Raw genomic sequence first — 4,259 nt, forward strand, 5'->3', positions numbered from 1 at the left:
GGCAGGTCCTGGACAGCGTCCGGGTGCCGGGCGACCACGCCGCGCGGTCCGGCGACTCCTCGCGGCCCGCCTGATCCTCCCGGGCCGTCCGGCCGACGGCGAAGGAGTCCCTACAGACCCCGAAGGGGGCGGAAGTCGTCCCGGCGCCCTCCGCTGCGGTAGCTCTCTCCGGAACGCCGCCGGCACCGTCGCAGTCCGCGGCGGTGCTGCGCCAGAGCGTCAGCTATGGAACCTCCGTCCGAGCACACTGGCCCCACGCGTGTTGCTGAAGCGAGAGCGAGCTGCACCGGCGCGGGGGTGACTGCCGGTGGGGCAGCGGGCTCCGTGAACCAGCGGATCCCTCGGCGTCCAAGCGGTCGGGGGGACGCTCGTTGACGTGCCGGTCCCGTGCGCGCGTCAGGCTGTGGCCGCCGGGGAGGTTAGTCCCACTGGATGTCGGCGAGGCTGTCGAGGGGTGCTCGGTCGGCTGCTGCTTCGGGGACGCTGAGGGTGTCGCCCTTGTGGAGGGCGGCGGGGAAGCGCAGGTGGGTGCGGGTCTCGAGTTCGCCGAGGGTGACCTGGAAGGTGCGGAACTCGTCGAGTTCGAGGGCCTCGAGTTGGTTGAGGTTCTGGGTGAGCAGGAACGCCTTGGCCTTCAGCTCGCCGCCCTCGGTGAAGGTGATGATCTTCCAGAACTCGCGGGGGATCTTCACGTTGCGGAAGAGGCGGTCGTTGTCCTGGAAGACGGGCCCGCCGAACACACTGACCTTGAGGTCGTCGACGTCGACGTCGTCGAAGACGGCGTCTTCGAGCCGGCCCCACAGGCCGTTCTTGGCGCTCTGGTTGAAGTCGTCCATCTGCGGGGTGATGTTGGTGTAGAAGAAGGAGTCCGTGTTGGCCTTCTGGGCCTCCGGGAGGCTGCCCCACAGCAGGTCGGCGCGGCGGGCGATATGGCCGCGGTCCAGCCGGTTGTTCTCATATAGTTCGTTGCCCACCTGGGCCTTGGCGGGCAGGCGGGGGTCCTTGACGAAGGGGATGTCGGCGCGGCTGAGTTTCTTCAGGGAGCCGCCGTCGATGTTCCAGGCCACCCAGAACGGGAAGCGCCGCGTCTTGCTGAGCGTGAGGGAGAAGTGGGTGTAGGGGATGACCTCGCTGCCGTCCAGGAGGACCGCGTCCCGGGCGAGTTCGGCGTCCAGTTGCGGGGCCTCGATGCGTTCGCCGAGGAAGTCGGCGTCGTAGCCCGCGATGGTCTGGAGGTCTTCGGGGCGCGGCGGTGTCAGCGTGATCTCGAGCTTTTCGAACACGGAGGCGGGCAGGCAGGCCAGGGCGTGCTCGTCGGGGTCGCCCTGTGTCTCGCCGCCGAAGTGGAGCCCGGCCATGACCGTTGCCGGGCGGCCGTTTGACCCTTTGAACAGCCAGAGCGCGCCGGAGTCGCCGCCCATGCTGATCTCGTTGTTGTCCGCCGGCCGGTCGGGGTCGGGGCCGATCTCGAAGCAGCCGATGGTCTTGAGGCCGACGTCGCCGCCGTAGTTGATCTTGACCATGGTGTCGATGCGGCGGACGATGCCGTGGGTGACCCCGGTTGTCCGCCCGCTCTTGACGACCTTGTCGTCGAGCTCCGGCTCGCCCAGTTCCTTGGGCGCCACTCCGAGCTCGATGACCTCCGGGACGAAGGAGCGGTCGATGGTGGCGACCGCGCAGTCGCCGGCCACCCCGAGGTGGGAGCGCTTGAGGACACCGAGGTGGTTGCGGTCGATGCGGTTGTCGTCGTGGGGACCCGGCTGGACGATCTCCGCCCCCAGCTTCCCCTTGGGGCCATGCAGGACGTGCCAGTTGCTCAGCACGTAAGGGGTGCCGTCAGCCTTGTCGAAGACGATGCAGCCGATCGTGCCCGCCGTCACAGTGACCGCGCCGACGCTCACCCCGGGCTCGATCGGGTCCCGGCGGACCTTGCGCGTCGGGGACTCCACCTCGGCCACCGCACGGAACTGCGTCGCGTAGCTGCGCTCGATGACGTCGGTGGGCACCTCCGCCCCGTCCACGGTGATGGTCGGGGGGATCATGGTGGTGCCCAGCGCCTCCAACTGCTCCGGTTCGGCCTTGCTCTCCACCGTGAACTGGAGCACGACCTGCTTGCCGCGCTTGCCGCCACTGACTTTGCGGCCGATACCGACGGAGGTCACGTTCGGATCCTTCAGCAGCTCCGGCCCGCGGGCGCGGACGTACTGCCGGAGCGAGGCGATCAGCTTGTCCTCAGCCAGAGCGCCGTTCTTCCGCGCCGACGAGGGCTTCTTCTTGCTGTTGGTGGCCATGACAGGGATGTCCCTTCGCCAGAGAAGACGGCGCGCCGGCAGACGCAGGGCGCACCTGAGAGGGGGCGCAGCAGATGCCTCAAACCGCCCGAACGTCACGCATCGTAGTCACAATGTGGCATCCTGTATGCGGGAATGACGTAGTCCAGAAGGCGGACAGCAGAGCGGGCTGGCGGGTGTGTGGTGGAGAAGCAGCTGCACGCCGGGCATCCGCTGGGCGCGTGCGTGCACCGCGCTGACTTCCAGCGCGACGCCAACCCGATCAGCGCCGATCAGGCCCGCCGGGCGCTCACCGGCGATGGGAAGTTCTTTCGCGCGTGTGAGTTCTGCCGGCCGGACACCGCCCTGCAGATCCCTGACTAGACGCAGGTCTGGCAAGCACTGCGGAGTCGATGCGGGGGCTGGGCGCGCTCAGCCGCCGCAGTGCGAAGTCCAGCCGGTGCTCCGCTTACCGCTGTTGCGCCCGGATTCGCCGGGTAGCCCGGAACTGGCAAGGCCGACACCGACGCGGCTGGGTGAGGGCGGATGGTGGGAGGGGCCGGCGCGCGGTTCGGGCCCCTCGCCTTCGGATGAGCTGGACGAGGTGGCGCCGGGTCGTTCGCAGAGCATTGAGATCTCCGACTTCGTCGACCTGGGCGCCATCGAGCCGGTGTACTTCGACCGCACCTACTACGTCGCCCCGCGCGGCAAGGAGTTCACCAAGGTCTACGAGCTGCTGCACGCCGCCCTGAGCGAGGCGAACAAGGTGGGTGTCGCGACGTTTGTGATGCGCAACAAGCAGTACCTGACCGCGCTGCGCGCGGAGGAGAAGGTGCTGGTGCTGCAGACGCTGCACTGGGCGGACGAGGTCCGCGACCCGGGCGAGGAGCTGCCCGAGTTGCCGTCGGGAAAGGCGGGGCAGACCCGTCCGGGGACGCGGCCTCAGCGGGCCGCCCACTCCTGCCGGGCCCGGCTGCCTGTGCCGCTGCCCGGGCATGCCCGAGTGCGGCGAGTACGGTCCGCCGCGGTGGCCCGGCGGTCTTGGGCTGGGACAAAGATGCCGGGGCTGGGTGCTGGAAAGCTTCCTGGTCGGCTGTGGACGAGAAACCGGCTCCGGCCGGCGGGCCTGCCTGCGGCCTCGACCCAGGAACGCCGTCCGGCCCCGCGTGGGGGCCGGCGTGACGGTGTGGGCCTGGCGCGGTCGCGAGGCCCGAACGGCGTGCTGGCCGGGGAGGGCCTGCAGGCTCCGTTCGGCGTTGCGGCTGGAGCCCTTCCGTCGGATCACCTCGCTGACGTTCCTCCTGTTTTTTTGAACAGGCTGGTGGCTCGTGACCGGAGTCGATACTCGGGTCAGGAGCCCCAGCCTGTTCGCTGTGTGCGCTAGGGCTGGTTGAGGGGGCCGTTGCGGGCGATGTTCTGGTCGTGGGTGTGGAACTTGTTCCGCCCCTTGGTGGTGGTCTCGGTAGTGGTGGTCTTGGTGGTCTTTGTGCCGTGCCGCCCCTTGGTGGTCGTGGTCGTCTCGGTGGTTTTCGTGGTCTTGGTGCCGTGCCGTCCCTTGGTGGTGGTCTCGGTCGTCGTGGTGGTGGTTGTGGTGGACTTGCCGTGGCCGTGTGGACCGTGGTGCGCGGGCGCTGTGTGGGCGGGTGGGGTGGCGGCGAAGGCGGTGGCGGGGACCATGACGCCGCCTGCGGCCAGGCCGGTCGTGGCGGCCAGCAGGGCCAGACGACGCTTGGGGGAGCTGCCGGGGGTGAAGAGGGTGAGAGACATGGGAAAGGCTCCTTCGCTGAGGGGCCGCTCTGTCCTGCGGCCTTGGTGCATCCAGTAGGCCCGTCGCCGGTCTGACCCGTCATGGCACTGCATGTCGTGGCTTGACGGAAGCGTCAATCCCGATTAGGAGCGTCCGCCAGTAGGTCATCGGATGCGGGGTGTGCGGGGTCGTGTGTCCCATCGGTAGCGGGTCCAGGCTCGGCGAATGAGGTAGCGGGTGGT

General features: G+C 69.0%; 4 protein-coding genes. 2 read left to right on the forward strand and 2 right to left on the reverse strand.

Annotated elements, in window-relative coordinates; translation table 11 throughout:
* Positions 1 to 419 precede the first annotated feature (419 nt).
* Entirely contained in the window at positions 420 to 2,291 is a 1,872-nt protein-coding gene (locus ACF08B_RS41435; RefSeq protein ID WP_392322202.1) for a DNA/RNA non-specific endonuclease, read from the reverse strand.
* Between the two features lie 183 nt (positions 2,292 to 2,474).
* On the opposite strand from ACF08B_RS41435, the gene ACF08B_RS41440 reads away from it, so the two are divergent.
* Positions 2,475 to 2,654: a DUF6233 domain-containing protein gene (locus ACF08B_RS41440; RefSeq protein WP_392322203.1), complete on the forward strand. Its 180-nt coding sequence runs from the start codon at positions 2,475 to 2,477 to the stop codon at positions 2,652 to 2,654.
* A gap of 76 nt (positions 2,655 to 2,730) precedes the next feature.
* Complete coding sequence (locus ACF08B_RS41445; protein WP_392322204.1) at positions 2,731 to 3,654, forward strand: Ku protein; 924 nt, start codon at positions 2,731 to 2,733, stop codon at positions 3,652 to 3,654.
* On the opposite strand, the gene ACF08B_RS41450 is transcribed toward ACF08B_RS41445, so the two are convergent.
* Positions 3,651 to 4,037: a hypothetical protein gene (locus ACF08B_RS41450; protein WP_392322205.1), complete on the reverse strand. Its 387-nt coding sequence runs from the start codon at positions 4,035 to 4,037 to the stop codon at positions 3,651 to 3,653. The genes ACF08B_RS41445 and ACF08B_RS41450 overlap by 4 nt on opposite strands.
* Positions 4,038 to 4,259 lie beyond the last annotated feature (222 nt).

This window comes from Streptomyces sp. NPDC015139, from assembly GCF_043079785.1.
GTDB classification, from domain to species: domain Bacteria; phylum Actinomycetota; class Actinomycetes; order Streptomycetales; family Streptomycetaceae; genus Streptomyces; species Streptomyces albidocamelliae.

What these genes read in the sequence shown, in the direction of transcription:
- ACF08B_RS41435 (WP_392322202.1), bottom strand. Translation starts at nt 2,291, where the DNA reads ATGGCCACCAACAGCAAGAAGAAGCCCTCGTCGGCGCGGAAGAACGGC.
- ACF08B_RS41450 (WP_392322205.1), bottom strand. Translation starts at nt 4,037, where the DNA reads ATGTCTCTCACCCTCTTCACCCCCGGCAGCTCCCCCAAGCGTCGTCTG.